This is a genomic window from Pantoea cypripedii, assembly GCF_002095535.1.
GTDB classification, from domain to species: domain Bacteria; phylum Pseudomonadota; class Gammaproteobacteria; order Enterobacterales; family Enterobacteriaceae; genus Pantoea; species Pantoea cypripedii.
Map to the genome: position 1 here is coordinate 894,401 of NZ_MLJI01000001.1, position 16,574 is coordinate 910,974.

General features: G+C 54.3%; 16 protein-coding genes. 13 read left to right on the forward strand and 3 right to left on the reverse strand.

From position 1 onward, the window contains the following. Nucleotides 1–33: 33 nt before the first annotated feature. From HA50_RS03940 to HA50_RS03995, 12 genes are all read left to right on the forward strand, one after another. Complete coding sequence (locus HA50_RS03940; RefSeq protein WP_084872856.1) at nucleotides 34–534, forward strand: OmpH family outer membrane protein; 501 nt, start codon at nucleotides 34–36, stop codon at nucleotides 532–534. Nucleotides 535–537: 3 nt separating this feature from the next. Next, nucleotides 538–1,563, forward strand: coding sequence for a UDP-3-O-(3-hydroxymyristoyl)glucosamine N-acyltransferase (gene lpxD, locus HA50_RS03945; RefSeq protein ID WP_084872857.1), 1,026 nt, complete (start codon nucleotides 538–540; stop codon nucleotides 1,561–1,563). Nucleotides 1,564–1,757: 194 nt separating this feature from the next. After that, a complete protein-coding gene (gene fabZ, locus HA50_RS03950; protein WP_084872859.1) occupies nucleotides 1,758–2,213 on the forward strand; it encodes a 3-hydroxyacyl-ACP dehydratase FabZ in 456 nt (151 codons plus the stop codon). A gap of 3 nt (nucleotides 2,214–2,216) precedes the next feature. Further along, a complete protein-coding gene (gene lpxA, locus HA50_RS03955; RefSeq protein ID WP_084872861.1) occupies nucleotides 2,217–3,005 on the forward strand; it encodes an acyl-ACP--UDP-N-acetylglucosamine O-acyltransferase in 789 nt (262 codons plus the stop codon). A gap of 3 nt (nucleotides 3,006–3,008) precedes the next feature. Then, on the forward strand, nucleotides 3,009–4,157 hold the full coding sequence (lpxB, locus tag HA50_RS03960) for a lipid-A-disaccharide synthase (protein WP_084872863.1): 1,149 nt from the start codon (nucleotides 3,009–3,011) through the stop codon (nucleotides 4,155–4,157). Further along, on the forward strand, nucleotides 4,150–4,776 hold the full coding sequence (gene rnhB / locus HA50_RS03965) for a ribonuclease HII (protein ID WP_084872865.1): 627 nt from the start codon (nucleotides 4,150–4,152) through the stop codon (nucleotides 4,774–4,776). The genes lpxB and rnhB overlap by 8 nt, the downstream gene beginning before the upstream one ends. Before the next feature lie 31 nt (nucleotides 4,777–4,807). Then, nucleotides 4,808–8,290: a DNA polymerase III subunit alpha gene (gene dnaE / locus HA50_RS03970; protein WP_084872867.1), complete on the forward strand. Its 3,483-nt coding sequence runs from the start codon at nucleotides 4,808–4,810 to the stop codon at nucleotides 8,288–8,290. A 12-nt stretch (nucleotides 8,291–8,302) separates the two neighbouring features. Further along, nucleotides 8,303–9,262, forward strand: coding sequence for an acetyl-CoA carboxylase carboxyl transferase subunit alpha (gene accA / locus HA50_RS03975; RefSeq protein ID WP_084872869.1), 960 nt, complete (start codon nucleotides 8,303–8,305; stop codon nucleotides 9,260–9,262). 134 nt (nucleotides 9,263–9,396) lie between these two features. Further along, nucleotides 9,397–11,547, forward strand: a complete 2,151-nt coding sequence (locus tag HA50_RS03980; protein WP_084872872.1) for a lysine decarboxylase LdcC — start codon at nucleotides 9,397–9,399, stop codon at nucleotides 11,545–11,547. A gap of 75 nt (nucleotides 11,548–11,622) precedes the next feature. After that, nucleotides 11,623–12,012: a VOC family protein gene (locus HA50_RS03985; RefSeq protein ID WP_084872874.1), complete on the forward strand. Its 390-nt coding sequence runs from the start codon at nucleotides 11,623–11,625 to the stop codon at nucleotides 12,010–12,012. Between the two features lie 53 nt (nucleotides 12,013–12,065). After that, a complete protein-coding gene (gene tilS, locus HA50_RS03990) occupies nucleotides 12,066–13,367 on the forward strand; it encodes a tRNA lysidine(34) synthetase TilS (RefSeq protein ID WP_084872876.1) in 1,302 nt (433 codons plus the stop codon). A gap of 14 nt (nucleotides 13,368–13,381) precedes the next feature. After that, nucleotides 13,382–13,690, forward strand: a complete 309-nt coding sequence (locus tag HA50_RS03995; RefSeq protein WP_084872877.1) for a c-type cytochrome — start codon at nucleotides 13,382–13,384, stop codon at nucleotides 13,688–13,690. Between the two features lie 41 nt (nucleotides 13,691–13,731). Here HA50_RS03995 and rof read toward each other — a convergent pair whose 3' ends face one another. Both rof and HA50_RS04005 read right to left on the reverse strand, forming a co-directional pair. Continuing rightward, nucleotides 13,732–13,995 (reverse strand): Rho-binding antiterminator, encoded by a 264-nt coding sequence (rof, locus tag HA50_RS04000; protein WP_084872879.1) that lies wholly within the window; start codon nucleotides 13,993–13,995, stop codon nucleotides 13,732–13,734. Beyond that, entirely contained in the window at nucleotides 13,982–14,182 is a 201-nt protein-coding gene (locus HA50_RS04005) for a YaeP family protein (RefSeq protein ID WP_013507964.1), read from the reverse strand. Before HA50_RS04005 ends, rof begins: the two co-directional genes overlap by 14 nt. A gap of 216 nt (nucleotides 14,183–14,398) precedes the next feature. On the opposite strand from HA50_RS04005, the gene arfB reads away from it, so the two are divergent. Beyond that, a complete protein-coding gene (gene arfB / locus HA50_RS04010) occupies nucleotides 14,399–14,809 on the forward strand; it encodes an alternative ribosome rescue aminoacyl-tRNA hydrolase ArfB (protein ID WP_084872881.1) in 411 nt (136 codons plus the stop codon). A 35-nt stretch (nucleotides 14,810–14,844) separates the two neighbouring features. Here arfB and proS read toward each other — a convergent pair whose 3' ends face one another. Continuing rightward, nucleotides 14,845–16,563: a proline--tRNA ligase gene (proS, locus tag HA50_RS04015; protein WP_084872884.1), complete on the reverse strand. Its 1,719-nt coding sequence runs from the start codon at nucleotides 16,561–16,563 to the stop codon at nucleotides 14,845–14,847. Between the last annotated feature and the right edge of the window lie 11 nt (nucleotides 16,564–16,574).

Below are 16,574 nucleotides of genomic sequence, written 5' to 3' on the forward strand. Positions count from 1 at the left end.
GCAAACACACATGTTGAGGGTAAGGAGTTTATAGTGAAAAAGTTGTTCTGTGCCGCTGCTCTGGGTGTTGCATTAGCTGCTTCTGCTGGCGCCCAGGCGGCAGACAAAATCGCCGTTGTTAACCTGAGCCAGGTTTTCCAGCAGTCTCCGCAGCGTGCTGCTGTTGCTAAGCAACTTGAGACTGAGTTCCAGGGCCGCGCCTCCGATCTCCAGTCTCAGCAGCAGAAAATTCAGCAGGAAATCCAGGATCTGCAGCGCAATGCTTCCACCATGAAAGCAAGCGACCGTACCAAGAAAGAGAAGCAGATCTCTTCTGAGCGTGCTGCTTTCGAATCAAAAGCCCAGGCTTTTGAAAAAGACAACCAGACCCGTCAGATGCAGGAGCGCAACAAGCTGCTGGCTAAAATCCAGACCGCAGTTCAGTCTGTAGCGAAAAGCGAAGGGTACGATCTGGTTCTGGACTCTCAGGCCGTGCTGTACACTTCTTCCGATGCTAAAGACATCACTGCAGACGTTGTAAAACAGGTTAAATAATCGATGTCATCTATTCGACTGGCTGATTTAGCCCAGCAGTTGGATGCAGAATTGCACGGAGATGGCGATATCGCCATCTCCGGCATTGCTTCTATGCAATCCGCCACAACTGGCCAAATCACTTTTCTTGCAAACAGCCGTTACCGCGAGCAGCTCGCCCAGGTTCATGCTTCGGCCGTGGTGCTGACGGAAGCGGATCTGGAGTGGTGTAAGACGGCCGCGCTGGTGGTGAAAAATCCTTACCTGACTTACGCCCGCATGGCACAACTGCTGGACACGACGCCTCAGCCCGCGCAAAATATCGCGCCCAGCGCGGTGATCGACCCGACCGCGAAGCTGGGAAATAATGTGTCGGTAGGCGCGAATGCGGTGATCGAGTCCGGTGTTGAACTGGGCGACGATGTCGTTATCGGTGCCGGATGTTTTGTTGGTAAGCAGACGCGTATTGGTCGCGGTTCACGTTTGTGGGCAAACGTGACGATTTATCACGAAATCCAGATTGGTCAGGATTGTCTGATTCAATCAGGTGCCGTCATCGGTGCAGACGGATTCGGATATGCCAATGATCGCGGCAATTGGGTGAAAATCCCGCAACTGGGAACGGTGGTCATCGGTGATCGGGTGGAAATTGGTGCCTGTACCACCATCGATCGCGGTGCGCTGGATAACACTCTGATCGGCAATGGTGTTATCATAGATAACCAGTGTCAGATTGCGCACAACGTTGTGATCGGCGATAACACCGCTGTTGCTGGTGGTGTGATCATGGCGGGTAGTCTGAAGATTGGTCGTTACTGTATGATTGGCGGCGCCAGCGTCATTAATGGGCATATGGAAATCTGTGACAAAGTGACCGTGACCGGAATGGGCATGGTAATGCGACCGATCACAGAGCCTGGGGTATACTCTTCGGGTATTCCGTTGCAACCCAACAAAACCTGGCGTAAAACGGCAGCGCTGGTGATGAACATCGATGACCTGAGCAAACGTCTCAAAGCCATCGAGCGTAAAGTCGGCAAAGACGACTAACGTCATCCCGCGAGACCCGCTTCATAATAAGCAGCGTACCTCTTTCCACCTCAGGCGTTTTTTGAGGAAGTGCAGCAGGTATCGCAGAGAAGCGAAACGCCACCGAACTGATTTGCGGCCTGCAGATGATCGTTTTGATCGATGCAGGCCGTGTTATTGTTGCCATCAGAATTTTTTAGGACAGGAAGAGTATTTTGACTACTGAAACGCATACTCTGAAAATTGAAGAGATTTTAGAATTGCTGCCGCACCGTTATCCATTTCTGCTGGTTGACCGCGTGCTGGAGTTTGAAGAGCATAAATATCTGCGTGCGGTGAAGAACGTTTCCTTTAACGAACCGTTTTTCCAGGGACACTTCCCTGGTAAACCGATTTTCCCTGGCGTTCTGATTCTGGAAGCTATGGCGCAGGCGACGGGCATTCTGGCGTTTAAAAGCGTTGGAAAACTGGAGCCGGGCGAACTTTACTACTTCGCAGGTATTGATGAAGCTCGTTTCAAGCGTCCGGTTGTTCCGGGCGACCAGATGATCATGGAAGTCACTTTCGAGAAAACCCGTCGTGGTCTTACTCGCTTCAAAGGTGTTGCTACTGTAGACGGTAAAATTGTCTGTGAAGCGACCATGATGTGTGCCCGTAGCCGGGAGGCATAATTAGTGATTGATTCAACCGCCAACATCCATCCCAGTTCTGTTATCGAAGAGGGTGCCGTTATCGGTGCCAATGTTCACATCGGCCCGTTTTGCTTTATTGGTGCCAACGTGGAAATTGGTGAAGGTACAGTGCTTAAATCGCACGTGGTGGTGAATGGCCATACGCGTATCGGTAAAGATAACCAGATCTACCAGTTTGCTTCCATTGGTGAAGTCAATCAGGACCTGAAATATGCCGGTGAGCCGACCCGCGTGGAAATTGGCGATCGCAACCGCATCCGCGAAAGCGTCACCATTCACCGTGGTACGGTGCAAGGTGGCGGTTTGACTAAAGTCGGTAGCGACAATCTGCTGATGGTGAATGCCCATATCGCGCATGATTGTGTGATTGGCAATCGTTGCATTTTTGCCAATAACGCCACGCTGGGCGGGCATGTCACTGTTGATGATTTTGCGATCATTGGTGGGATGACAGCCGTGCACCAGTGGTGCACCATTGGCGCACACGTGATGGTAGGTGGTTGTTCTGGCGTTGCTCAGGATATTCCTCCTTATGTCATTGCGCAGGGTAACCATGCGACGCCTTTTGGTATCAATATCGAAGGTCTGAAGCGTCGTGGTTTCAGCAAAGAAGCACTGCATGCGATTCGCAATGCCTACAAATTGTTGTATCGCAGCGATAAAACGCTGGAAGAAGCCAAGCCGGAAATTGAAGCACTGGCAAAAGCTCACAGCGAAGTCCAGCCTTTCTATGACTTCTTTGCCCGTTCTACCCGTGGGTTGATTCGTTAATCCATGTCAGTGCGTCCCCTGACTATTGCCCTGGTCGCCGGAGAAACCTCCGGCGATATTCTTGGTGCTGGACTTATCCGCGCGTTGAAGGCGCGCCACCCTGATGCGCGTTTTGTTGGCGTGGCAGGCCCGCGTATGCAGGCTGAGGGTTGCGAAGCCTGGTATGAGATGGAAGAACTGGCGGTGATGGGCATTGTCGAAGTGCTGGAGCGCTTGCCACGCCTGCTGAAAATCCGTCGTGACCTGACGCAGCGTTTCACTGAACTGCGGCCGGACGTGTTTGTTGGCATTGATGCACCTGATTTTAATATCACGCTGGAAGGCCGCCTGAAGCGCGCTGGTATCCGTACCATCCACTATGTCAGCCCGTCTGTCTGGGCCTGGCGTCAAAAGCGCGTATTTAAAATCGGTCGTAACACCAATCTGGTGCTGGCATTTCTGCCGTTTGAAAAAGCGTTCTACGACCGTTTCAACGTGCCATGTCGTTTTATCGGGCATACCATGGCCGATGCGATGCCGATGCAACCTGATAAGCGGGCAGCGCGGCGTGATTTAGGTATTGCCGAGGATGCGATTTGCCTCGGCCTGCTGCCGGGCAGCCGTGGTGCAGAAGTCGAAATGCTGAGCGCTGATTTTCTGCGCGCCGCGCAGCTACTGTGCCAGCGTTACCCGACACTGGAAATTGTGGTGCCATTGGTTAACGCCAAACGCCGCGAACAATTCGAGCAGATCAAAGCTGAGGTTGCACCTGAGCTGCCGATGCATCTGCTCGACGGTAAAGGCCGTGAGGCGATGATCGCCAGCGATGCAGCGATTCTGGCGTCAGGTACGGCAGCCCTGGAATGCATGCTGGCAAAATGTCCGATGGTGGTGGGTTATCGTATGAAACCCTTCACTTTTTGGCTGGCGAAACGACTGGTGAAAACCCCGTACGTTTCTTTACCGAATTTACTCGCCGGACGTGAATTGGTGAAAGAGCTGTTGCAGGATGAGTGCCAGCCGGAAGCGTTAGCTGCCGCACTGGAACCGCTGCTGCATGCTGGCCCGGAGCGTGATGCGTTGCTCAACACCTTTAACGAGCTACATGCACAGATTCGCTGGAATGCCGACGAGCAGGCCGCGGATGCCGTATTGGAGATTGCCCATGGCTGAGTTTATTTATCCAGATGCGCGTTTGATTGCGGGTGTTGACGAAGTGGGGCGCGGTCCGTTAGTGGGTGCGGTGGTGACTGCTGCGGTGATCCTCGATCCGGCAAAACCGATCGTGGGCCTGGCCGACTCCAAGAAGCTGTCAGAAAAACGCCGTGTGGCGTTGTATGAAGAGATCAAAGAGAAAGCGCTGGCGTGGAGCCTCGGACGAGCCGAGCCGGAAGAGATCGACCAGCTGAACATCCTGCACGCAACGATGCTGGCGATGCAGCGCGCGGTAGCCGGTTTGACGCTGGTGCCGGATTTTGTCTTGATTGACGGTAATCGTTGCCCGGTCTTACCGATGCCTTCGCAGGCCGTGGTCAAAGGCGATAGCCTGGTGGCGGAGATCAGTGCCGCGTCGATCCTGGCCAAAGTGACGCGCGATCGTGAAATGGCCGAGCTGGATCTGCTGTTCCCGCAGTATGGTTTTGCGCAGCACAAGGGGTATCCTACGGTGCTGCACATGGAAAAACTGACTCAGCATGGTGCCACACCCCATCACCGTCGCAGTTTTGCGCCGGTACGTAACGCCCTGATTGATGCCGACGTGCTGGCCGCGCGTCAGCCGACTACGCTTTAATAGCCTGACGCTGTTTTAACCGGAAACTGATATGGCTGAACCCCGTTTTATACATCTGCGTGTCCACAGTGACTACTCAATGGTTGATGGCCTGGCGAAGACCGGGCCGCTGGTAAAAAAAGCTGCCTCATTAGGTATGCCAGCTATCGCCATTACCGACTTCACCAACCTGTGCGGGCTGGTGAAGTTCTATGGCACAGCGCATGGTGCCGGGGTGAAACCGATTATCGGCGCTGATTTTAACGTTGCCAATGAGCTGATGGGCGATGAACTCACTCAGCTTACCGTGCTGGCGGCCAATAACACCGGTTATCAGAACCTGACGTTGCTGATTTCACGCGCTTATCAGCGCGGCTACGGCATTGCCGGCCCGGTGATTGATCGTGACTGGCTGGCTGAGTATCAGGAAGGTTTGATTCTGCTTTCCGGTGGTCGCCGTGGTGATGTGGGGCGTAGCTTGCTGCGTGGCAACAATGCGCTGGTGGCGCAGTGCCTGGCGTTTTATCAGCAACACTTTCCCGATCGCTATTATCTCGAACTGACGCGTACGGGCCGTCCGGATGAAGAAAGCTATCTGCACTCCGCAGTCGAACTGGCCATAGCACACGGCGTGCCGGTGGTGGCGACCAATGAAGTTTGCTTCCTGAATGAAGACGATTTTGACGCACACGAAATTCGTGTAGCGATCCACGATGGTTATACGCTGGACGATCCGAAGCGCCCACGTAACTACAGCCCTCAGCAATATATGCGTAGCGAAGCGGAAATGTGCGAGTTGTTCTCGGACATCCCGGAAGCGCTGGAAAATAGCGTAGAAATTGCTAAGCGTTGTAACGTCACGGTGCGTCTCGGTGAATACTTTCTGCCGCAGTTCCCCACCGGCGATATGACCACTGAAGACTTCCTGGTGCTGAAATCGCGGGAAGGTCTGGAAGAGCGTCTGGAGTTCCTGTTTCCCGACCCGGCAATACGCGCCGAGCGGCGGCCGGAATATGATGAACGTCTGGAGATTGAGCTCAACGTTATTAACCAGATGGGCTTCCCCGGTTACTTCCTGATCGTTATGGAGTTCATCAAGTGGTCGAAAGATAACGGCGTACCTGTGGGGCCGGGACGTGGTTCCGGTGCCGGTTCACTGGTGGCCTATGCGTTAAAAATTACCGACCTCGATCCGCTGGAATTTGACCTGCTGTTCGAACGTTTCCTTAACCCGGAACGTGTGTCGATGCCCGACTTTGACGTCGATTTCTGCATGGAAAAACGCGATCAGGTGATTGATCACGTGGCAGAAATGTATGGTCGTGATGCGGTATCACAGATTATTACCTTCGGTACCATGGCGGCTAAAGCGGTTATCCGTGACGTAGGCCGCGTGCTGGGTCATCCCTATGGTTTCGTCGATCGCATCTCCAAACTGGTGCCACCCGATCCGGGCATGACACTGGAGAAAGCCTTTGCTGCTGAACCGCAACTGCCGGAAATTTATGAGGCAGATGAAGAGGTTAAAGCGCTGATCGATATGGCGCGTAAGCTGGAAGGTGTCACGCGTAACGCCGGTAAACACGCCGGTGGTGTGGTGATCGCGCCGACCAAAATCACCGATTTTTCCCCGTTGTATTGCGATGAAAACGGCAATCATCCGGTGACGCAGTTTGATAAGAATGATGTGGAATACGCGGGTCTGGTTAAGTTCGACTTCCTCGGCCTGCGTACGCTCACTATTATCGACTGGGCGCTGAAGATGATAAACCCGCGCCGCGAGAAACAGGGGCTGGAACCGATTGATATTGCCGCCATTCCGCTCGAAGACAAAAAGAGCTTTGACATGCTGCAACGCGCGGAAACCACCGCCGTGTTCCAGCTTGAATCGCGTGGCATGAAAGATCTGATCAAACGTCTGAAGCCAGACTGCTTCGAAGACATGATCGCACTGGTTGCGTTGTTCCGTCCTGGTCCGTTGCAGTCAGGCATGGTAGATAACTTTATCGACCGTAAACACGGTCGTGAAGCGATCTCTTATCCGGACATTGAGTGGCAACACGAGTCGCTGCAACCGGTGCTGGAACCTACCTACGGCATCATTCTGTACCAGGAACAGGTCATGCAGATCGCCCAGGTGCTATCCGGTTACACCCTCGGCGGTGCAGATATGTTGCGACGCGCGATGGGTAAAAAGAAACCGGAAGAGATGGCGAAGCAGCGCTCGGTGTTCCAGGAAGGCGCGGAGAGGATGGGCGTCAACGGCGAGCTGGCGATGAAGATCTTTGACCTGGTAGAGAAATTCGCCGGTTATGGTTTCAACAAATCGCACTCCGCGGCTTACGCACTGGTTTCTTATCAAACGCTGTGGCTGAAAGCACACTACCCGGCAGAATTTATGGCGGCGGTAATGACCGCTGATATGGATAATACCGAGAAGGTGGTGGGGCTGGTGGACGAGTGCTGGCGTATGGGCCTCAAGGTTCTGCCGCCGGATATCAACTCCGGGCTTTATCCGTTCCATGTTAACGATGACGGTGAAATTGTTTACGGCATCGGTGCGATCAAAGGGGTGGGTGAAGGCCCGATCGAAGCGATCCTCGAAGCGCGTAATCGCGATGGTTACTTCAAAGAGCTTTTTGATCTCTGCGCGCGTACCGATACCAAAAAGATCAACCGCCGGGTGATGGAAAAACTGATCATGTCCGGGGCGTTTGATCGTTTAGGTCCGCATCGGGCAGCACTGATGAGTTCGCTTAGCGATGCGCTGAAAGCGGCCGATCAGCACGCGAAAGCCGAGGCCATCGGCCAGGCGGATATGTTTGGCGTACTGGCGGAAGAACCGGAGCAGGTGGAGAAATCCTATGCCAGCGTGGCGCCGTGGCCGGAACAGATTCAGCTGGATGGCGAACGTGAAACGCTGGGTCTGTATCTCACCGGCCATCCGATTAATCAGTATCTGAAAGAAATTGAACGTTACGTCGGCGGCATGCGCCTCAAGGACATGCATCCGACCGATCGTGGTAAAGTGACCGTCGCGGCGGGGCTGGTCATTGCAGCCCGGACGATGGTCACCAAGCGCGGTAACCGAATTGGTATCTGTACTCTGGATGACCGCTCTGGTCGTCTGGAAGTGATGTTATTTACCGATGCATTGGATAAATACCAGCAATTGCTGGAGAAGGACCGAATCCTGATCGTCAGCGGACAGGTCAGCTTTGATGACTTTAGTGGCGGCCTTAAAATGACCGCCCGTGAAGTGATGGACATTGACGAAGCGCGGGAAAAATACGCGCGTGGTCTTGCTATCTCGCTGACGGACAGGCAAATTGATGACCAGCTTTTAAACCGTCTCCGCCAGTCTCTGGAGCCTCATCGTTCCGGGACTATTCCGGTGCATCTCTATTATCAGAGAGCAGATGCGCGGGCGAAGCTGCGCTTTGGTGCAGCGTGGCGTATTTCGCCCAGCGATCGTTTACTCAACGATTTGCGGTTGTTAGTTGGGTCGGAGCAGGTGGAACTGGAGTTTGACTAAAACAGGAACATTATGAGTCTTAATTACCTGGATTTTGAACAGCCAATCGCTGAACTGGAAGCGAAAATCGATTCGCTGAAATCGATTGGCCGTCAGGATGAGAAACACGATATTAATCTGGATGAAGAAGTGCAGCGTCTGCGTGAAAAAAGCGTCGAGCTGACCCGTAAAATCTTCTCCGATTTGGGTGCATGGCAGGTCGCGCAACTGGCGCGTCATCCGCTGCGTCCTTATACGCTGGACTATGTCCGCAATGCCTTTGACGATTTTGACGAGCTGGCAGGCGATCGCGCCTATGCTGACGATAAAGCCATTGTTGGCGGTATCGCGCGTCTCGATGGTCGCCCGGTGATGATCATTGGTCATCAGAAAGGCCGTGAAACCAAAGAGAAGATTCGCCGTAACTTCGGGATGCCAGCACCAGAGGGCTACCGTAAAGCGCTGCGTCTGATGGAGATGGCGGAACGCTTTAAGATGCCGTTGATCACCTTCATCGACACCCCGGGTGCTTATCCGGGTGTGGGTGCGGAAGAACGCGGTCAGTCTGAAGCGATCGCGCGTAACCTGCGTGAAATGTCTGGACTGAAAATCCCGGTGATTTGTACCGTGATCGGTGAAGGCGGTTCGGGTGGTGCGCTGGCGATTGGTGTGGGCGATAAAGTCAACATGCTGCAGTACAGCACCTATTCGGTGATCTCACCGGAAGGCTGTGCCTCTATCCTGTGGAAAAGCGCCGATAAAGCGCCGCTGGCCGCAGAAGCGATGGGTATCACCGCCGATCGTCTGAAAGAGCTGAAGCTGATCGATTCTATCATCCCGGAACCGCTGGGTGGTGCGCATCGTCACCCGGTCGATATCGCTGCGTCGCTGAAAAAACAGCTGCTGGCCGATCTGGCAGACCTCGATGTGCTGAGCACGGAAGAGTTGCTGAACCGTCGTTATCAGCGTCTGATGAGCTACGGCTACGCCTGATCCTGATTTGATCAAAAAAAGCGGACTCCGGTCCGCTTTTTTTATGTCTGCACAACAGCAGAACATTCCGACGGCCATTGCCTGTCGCTTTTCGCTATCATTATTCAGTGCCACAACACCACAGGAGGTGAGCATTGAATATTCTTGCGATCATGGGACCGCATGGCGTTTTCTACAAAGATGAACCGATTCGTGAGCTGGATGCCGCGCTGAAGCTACAGGGGTTTCAGACTGTCTATCCCACCAATGCCAGCGACCTGCTTAAGCTGATTGAGCATAATCCACGCATCTGCGGCGTAATTTTTGACTGGGATGACTACAGCCTGGAATTATGCAGCGAGATCAATCAGCTCAATGAATATCTGCCGTTATACGCCTTTATCAACACCCATTCGCAAATGGATGTCAGTATCAACGAAATGCGCATGGCGCTGCATTTCTTTGAGTATGCACTGAGTGCCGCCGACGATATTGCGCTGCACATTCGGCAGTACACCGATGAATACATTGATAAAATCACGCCACCACTGACCAAAGCGCTGTTTACCTATGTCAAAGAAGGAAAATACACCTTCTGTACGCCGGGCCATATGGGGGGCACGGCGTTTCAAAAAAGCCCGGTCGGCAGCCTGTTCTACGATTTCTTTGGGGCTAATACGCTAAAAGCGGATATCTCCATTTCGGTCACCGAGCTGGGCTCACTGCTCGACCATACCGGCCCACATCTGGAAGCGGAAGAGTACGTGGCGCGCACCTTTGGTGCCGAGCAAAGCTACATGGTGACTAACGGTACCTCGACTTCAAATAAGATCGTCGGTATGTATGCGGCCCCGGCGGGTAGCACGGTGCTGATTGACCGCAACTGCCATAAGTCACTGACGCACCTGCTGATGATGAGCGATATTATCCCGCTGTGGCTGAAGCCCACGCGCAACGCACTCGGCATTCTCGGCGGCATCCCGCAGCGAGAGTTCACGCGCGATAGCATTCAGCACAAAGTTGACATGACGCCGCGCGCCAGCTGGCCGGTGCATGCGGTGATCACCAACTCAACCTACGACGGCCTGTTGTACAACACGCAATACATCAAACAGACGCTGGACGTGCCATCGATCCACTTCGACTCGGCATGGGTGCCTTACACCAATTTTCACCCGATCTACGCCGGTAAAAGCGGCATGAGCGGCGATCGTGTGCCAGGCAAGGTTTTTTATGAAACGCAGTCTACGCACAAATTGCTGGCAGCGTTTTCGCAGGCGTCGCTCATTCACATCAAAGGTGATTACGACGAGCAGACCTTTAACGAAGCCTACATGATGCATACCACCACCTCGCCGAATTACGCCATTGTTTCCTCAATCGAAACGGCAGCGGCGATGCTGCGGGGTAATCCGGGTAAACGGCTGATCAATCGTTCGGTGGAGCGTGCCTTACATTTCCGGCGTGAAATCCAGCGCTTGCGCGAGGAGTCTGATGGCTGGTTCTTTGATATCTGGCAGCCAGAGAAGGTTGATGAAGCAGAATGCTGGCCGATCCAGCCCGGCGAAGAAGAGTGGCACGGTTTTACCCAGGCCGATCGCGATCATATGTATCTCGATCCGATCAAGGTCACCATCCTGACACCGGGAATGAGTGAGTTGGGGGTGATGGCGGAGGAGGGGATTCCGGCGGCATTGGTGGCAAAATTCCTCGACCAGAGCGGCGTGGTAGTGGAAAAAACCGGGCCATATAACCTGCTGTTCCTGTTCAGTATCGGCATTGATAAAACCAAAGCGATGAGCGTACTGCGCGGTCTGACGGAATTTAAACGCGCCTACGATCTCAACCTGCGGGTAAAAAACATGCTGCCGGATCTGTATGCCGAAGATCCTGATTTCTACCGCAACATGCGGATTCAGACGCTGGCACAGGGCATCCATCAGTTGATCCTGCAACATGATCTGCCTCGCCTGATGCTTAAGGCGTTTGATGTGTTGCCGGAGATGGAGATGACGCCCCATCAGGCCTTTCAGCAGCAGGTGAAAGGACAGGTGGAGACGGTGGATATTCGTGAGCTGGTGGGCCGTATTTCAGCCAATATGATTTTGCCGTATCCACCCGGTGTACCGCTGGTGATGCCGGGGGAAATGATCACCGAACAAAGCCGCGCGGTACTCGATTTCCTGCTGATGCTCTGTACCATCGGGCGGCACTATCCTGGCTTTGAAACCGATATCCACGGCGCGACATTGACGGAGGATGGACGCTATCTGGTGCGGGTATTAAAAGGCGAGAACGATCATTAACTTCGGACAAAAGCCTCTTTTCAGCTGGTCGCCTGCCGCGTAAGGTAGGCGGCAAATCAGAAAACCGGAGCCGCTATGCTGCAAATTAAACAGATCCACCACATCGCCATAATCGCGACTGATTATGCGCGCAGTAAGGCGTTCTATTGTGATGTGCTGGGATTTGCATTGATGGGTGAGTTTTACCGCGCGGAGCGTGATTCCTGGAAGGGCGATCTCGGCCTGAACGGGGTGTACACCATTGAATTGTTCTCCTTCCCGTCGCCACCGGCACGCGTCAGCCAGCCGGAAGCCTGTGGTTTGCGCCATCTGGCGTTTTGCGTTGAGGATGTCGAACAATCGGTGGCCGCGCTGGCAGAGAAAGGCGTGGTTTGTGAACCGATTCGTATCGATGCCCTGACCGGTAAAGCCTGTACTTTCTTCTCAGACCCGGATGGTTTGCCGCTGGAGCTGTATCAGGCGTAAAATAGCCACCGTCGTGAGCCACAATCAGGTGGCTCGCTTTCACGGAACGCGCCATGTCTTTGTCCCATCTTGCTGCACTGCTGACACCCGACGCCCGCTATTTGCTGGCGTTCAGCGGTGGGCTGGATTCCACCGTCCTGCTGCACCAATTGGTTTGCTGGCAACAGCAGCACCCGCAGGTCCACCTGCGCGCCTTACATGTTCATCATGGCTTAAGCCCCAATGCGGATAGCTGGGCGGCGCATTGCCTGCAAATTTGCCAGCAATGGGGGATTCCCTTAGCGGTGTTGCCTGTGTTGGTCGATGGTCGTGAGCAGGGGATAGAAGCCGCAGCCCGTGATGCGCGTTATCAGGCATTGTTTCAACAGTTGCAACCTAGTGAGTGCTTACTTACCGCCCAGCACCTTGATGATCAATGTGAAACCCTGTTGCTGGCGCTAAAACGTGGCAGTGGTCCGGCAGGACTGGCGGGGATGCCTGCGCAGCGTTCCCTCGGTGAAAAACGGCATCTGCGTCCGCTGCTGGGGATCAGCCGTCAGCAGCTAGAAGCCTGGGCGGCAGAACATCAACTGAGCTGGATTGAAGACGAGAGCAACGCTGATTGCCGCTACGATCGCAACTTCCTGCGTCAGCGGGTGATCCCTGAGTTGCAGGCGCGCTGGCCGCATTTTAGCGCCGCCGCTGCACGCAGTGCCGCGCTGTGCGGTGAGCAGGAGCAACTGCTGGATGAACTGCTGGCGGAGCAGCTGGCGCAACTCACCGATGCGCAGGGGCGGCTGACCTTCATGTCTCTGTTGGGCATGAGCGAAGCACGTCGTCATGCGCTGCTGCGTCGCTGGATTGCCGGGCAGGGAGGGGGGATGCCCTCGCGTGATGCCTTGTTGCGTATCACCCGTGAAGTGATGCAGAGCCGGGAAGATGCACAACCCTGTCTGAATTTTGGCGCTTTCGAGCTACGCCGTTATCGCCAGCACCTTTACTGGCTGCCACCGCAGACCTCCCTCAGTCAGCACTTACTTACCTGGGATGACCGTTCACAGTCGCTGCAATTACCTGATCAACTGGGTGAATTGGTGGCGCGCCCTGAAGTCTCACAGTTACGTTTTCCCGCCGCAGATGAGCAAGTAAGCGTGCGTTTTCAGGCGCAGGGCTATTTCCACCTGCAGGGCCGGACGGGCGGGCGCGAGATGAAAAAACTATGGCAGGAAGCCGGTATTCCACCGTGGCAGCGCGAACGCATCCCACTGATTTACTACAACCAGACGTTAATTTGCGCGCCGGGATTGTTTATCACCCGTGAAGGCGCGGCCAGCAATGAGCAAGGCTGGCAGGCGATTTGGTTAAAACAACAATAAAACGGAGAGCAATGATGAAACACTGGATCGCGGCGGCGTTTTTAGTCGTGACACTGCCGGCGCTGGCCGACGGTGATATCAAGGTAGGTGCGCAGAAAGCCGCCAGCTGTATGGCATGCCACGGTGCTGAGGGAAAAAGCGCAGTACCTTTGTATCCTAATCTGGCTGGGCAGCATGCGCCTTATCTGCTGCATTCCCTGCAGGCATACAAAAAGGGCGAGCGCAGTGGCGGCCAGGCTGAAGTCATGAAGGCGTTTGTGGCTGGGTTAAGCGATGAGGATATGGCGGATTTGGCGGCGTATTACAGTTCGCTACAGCCGTAAATGAGGGGGGCGGGATGTGAAACTTCCCGCCCGTTGGCAGATTACTCGTCTTCGCTGACGATGACGGTGCCCAGCTCAGGATGACTGAAGCTGGCGATGTGATCGAGCCGCAGCTCGCGTGTTTCACCGGAGAGGTCGACAGCAAGATACTCAACGTTTTTACGTGAGACCATGTCCACGGCTTTCGCCTTGAGCTGTTCGCCGCTTTTCAATTCCAGCGACAGCGTCCAATGTTTTTGGCAGGCGAGTTCCAGGTTGTCGTAGTCATCGCAGTTGATGGGTTTGTAGGCTTCATTCGTCAACATAGTCGCTCACCAATAAGTTCGCAGCGGCATAGGCTGCCTGTTCCCTGACAGAAGAGTTTAGCGCAGAATTAGCGGCAATATCATTGAGTGCATTCAGCGCACATCCAATGGCGTCTGGCACATACCCCAGGTCGCCGCTGCCAATCTCGGCATATTTCTGGCGAACTAACTCACAATACTTTTGCACATTCACCTCCTCAGCAGAGTATCAATACTCTGGTTGATAGGTGACTATATCACAGGCATTTCATTGAAATCAGCCAGGCAACAGCGTGAAGCACACAGAGAAAACCATGAAAGTGACAAAATCCGCTGGTCCTGAGCATGAGCAAAGAGCACAAAAGGTTAAGTTGATGAACAGGTTATTTTGCGGTATCGGCCCGCAGCCGACGGCAGGTGACAGATGATTGTGTTGTCACGTTCAGTTTCACTGCCGGAAAATGAGGTGGAGCTGAGTGCCATACGGGCGCAGGGGGCGGGCGGGCAGCATGTAAATAAAACCTCTACCGCCATTCATCTGCGCTTTGATATCGCTGCGTCGTCTCTGCCACCGTTCTACAAAGAACGTTTACTGGCAGCCCGCCACCATCTGATCACCGATGAAGGGGTGGTGATCATCAAAGCGCAGGAGTACCGCAGCCAGGAGATGAATCGTGAGGCGGCAGTGCAGCGATTAATTAACCTGATTCGGGAACTGACTACCGTGGAGAAGGTACGGCGTGCCACTCGTCCAACGCGCGCATCGAAAGAACGACGGCTGGAAGGCAAAGCGCGGCGGAGTAGTACGAAGTCGTTGCGGGGAAAAGTACGTTAAAAAAAAGCGCCTCCGGAGGGAGGCGCCTGCAGGCATTACTTGTTCAGGGCTTTTGCCAGGAAATCGACGATTTCGCTGTGCTTAATCATCTCTTTCTCACTGGCTGAGCGCGCTTTGTACTCGATCTCTGCGTTATCGAGGTTGCGGTCGCCAATGACGATGGTGTGTGGCACACCAATCAGTTCCATATCGGCAAACATCACGCCCGGACGCTCTTTACGATCATCCAGAATCACGTCGATGCCTTTAGCACGCAGCGTGTTGTACAGCTCTTCCGCCACTTCTTTCACACGGAAAGATTTGTGCATATTCATCGGCAGAATCGCGACTTCAAACGGTGCCAGCGCGGCTGGCCAGATGATGCCACGATCATCATGATTCTGCTCAATGGCGGCTGCAACAACGCGGGTAATACCGATACCGTAGCAACCCATGGTCATGACCTGATTACGGCCATCTTCGCCCTGGACTGCGGCTTTCAGTGCGTCTGAGTATTTGGTGCCCAGCTGGAAAATGTGGCCGACTTCGATACCACGCTTAATCAGCAGTGTACCTTTACCGTCCGGGCTCGGGTCGCCAGCAACGACGTTACGGATATCTTCCACGCGCGGTTCTGGCAGATCACGTCCCCAGTTAATACCGGCGAGGTGTTTACCATCGATGTTGGCACCTGCGCAGAAATCGCTGGTTTTCGCTACGGTGCGATCCGCGATGACCGGCATGGTCAAACCTACCGGGCCGAGGGAGCCTGGGCCTGCGCCCAGCACCGCACGGATTTCGGCTTCAGTTGCCATTTCCAGCGGAGCAGCAACGATATCCAGCTTCTCGGCTTTCACTTCGTTCAACTGATGGTCGCCACGCAGCAACAGGGCAACCAGCGCATGGCCGCTCTCTGCGGTGCCTTTCACGAACAGCGTTTTAACGGTTTTCTCAATCGGCAACTGATGTTGCTCAACCAGTTCGGCGATGGTCTTGGCGTTCGGCGTGTCGAACTGCACCATCTCCTGCGTCGGCTGCGGACGTTCACCGGCTGGTGCCAGCGCTTCAGCTTTCTCAATGTTGGCCGCGTAATCAGATTCGCTGGAGAAGATCACATCATCTTCACCGCTCTGCGCCAGTACCTGGAACTCATGCGAAGCGCTACCGCCAATCGAACCGGTATCGGCCTGCACAGCACGGAAATCCAGCCCCATACGGCTGAAGCTCTGGCTGTAGGCGCGATACATTGCGTCATAGGTTTCCTGCAACGATTCCTGAGAAACGTGGAACGAGTAAGCATCTTTCATGATGAACTCGCGCGAACGCATCACACCGAAGCGCGGACGGACTTCGTCACGGAATTTGGTCTGGATCTGATACAGGTTGAGTGGCAGCTGTTTGTAGGAGCTTAACTCGTTGCGAATCAGGTCAGTAACGACTTCTTCATGCGTCGGACCCAGCACGAACGGACGATCGTGACGGTCTTTAATACGCAGCAGTTCGGGGCCATATTGCTCCCAACGGCCACTCTCTTCCCACAGATCGGCTGGCTGAACCACTGGCATGGAGATCTCAATCGCGCCAGCGTTGTTCATCTCTTCACGCACGATGTTTTCAACTTTTCTCAGTACGCGGATGCCGGTCGGTAACCAGGTGTAGAGTCCTGAAGCCAGTTTGCGGATCATCCCGGCGCGCAGCATCAGCTGGTGGCTGATCACTTCCGCATCGGAGGGCGTCTCCTTCAGAGTGGAGAGCAAATATTGAGTAGTACGCATTGATTACGATT

Coding starts and splice junctions, on each gene's coding strand:
- lpxD (WP_084872857.1), top strand. CDS start 538: ATGTCATCTATTCGACTGGCTGATTTAGCCCAGCAGTTGGATGCAGAA.
- lpxB (WP_084872863.1), top strand. CDS start 3,009: ATGTCAGTGCGTCCCCTGACTATTGCCCTGGTCGCCGGAGAAACCTCC.
- rnhB (WP_084872865.1), top strand. CDS start 4,150: ATGGCTGAGTTTATTTATCCAGATGCGCGTTTGATTGCGGGTGTTGAC.
- dnaE (WP_084872867.1), top strand. CDS start 4,808: ATGGCTGAACCCCGTTTTATACATCTGCGTGTCCACAGTGACTACTCA.
- accA (WP_084872869.1), top strand. CDS start 8,303: ATGAGTCTTAATTACCTGGATTTTGAACAGCCAATCGCTGAACTGGAA.
- HA50_RS03985 (WP_084872874.1), top strand. CDS start 11,623: ATGCTGCAAATTAAACAGATCCACCACATCGCCATAATCGCGACTGAT.
- tilS (WP_084872876.1), top strand. CDS start 12,066: ATGTCTTTGTCCCATCTTGCTGCACTGCTGACACCCGACGCCCGCTAT.
- HA50_RS03995 (WP_084872877.1), top strand. CDS start 13,382: ATGAAACACTGGATCGCGGCGGCGTTTTTAGTCGTGACACTGCCGGCG.
- rof (WP_084872879.1), bottom strand. CDS start 13,995: ATGTTGACGAATGAAGCCTACAAACCCATCAACTGCGATGACTACGAC.
- arfB (WP_084872881.1), top strand. CDS start 14,399: ATGATTGTGTTGTCACGTTCAGTTTCACTGCCGGAAAATGAGGTGGAG.
- proS (WP_084872884.1), bottom strand. CDS start 16,563: ATGCGTACTACTCAATATTTGCTCTCCACTCTGAAGGAGACGCCCTCC.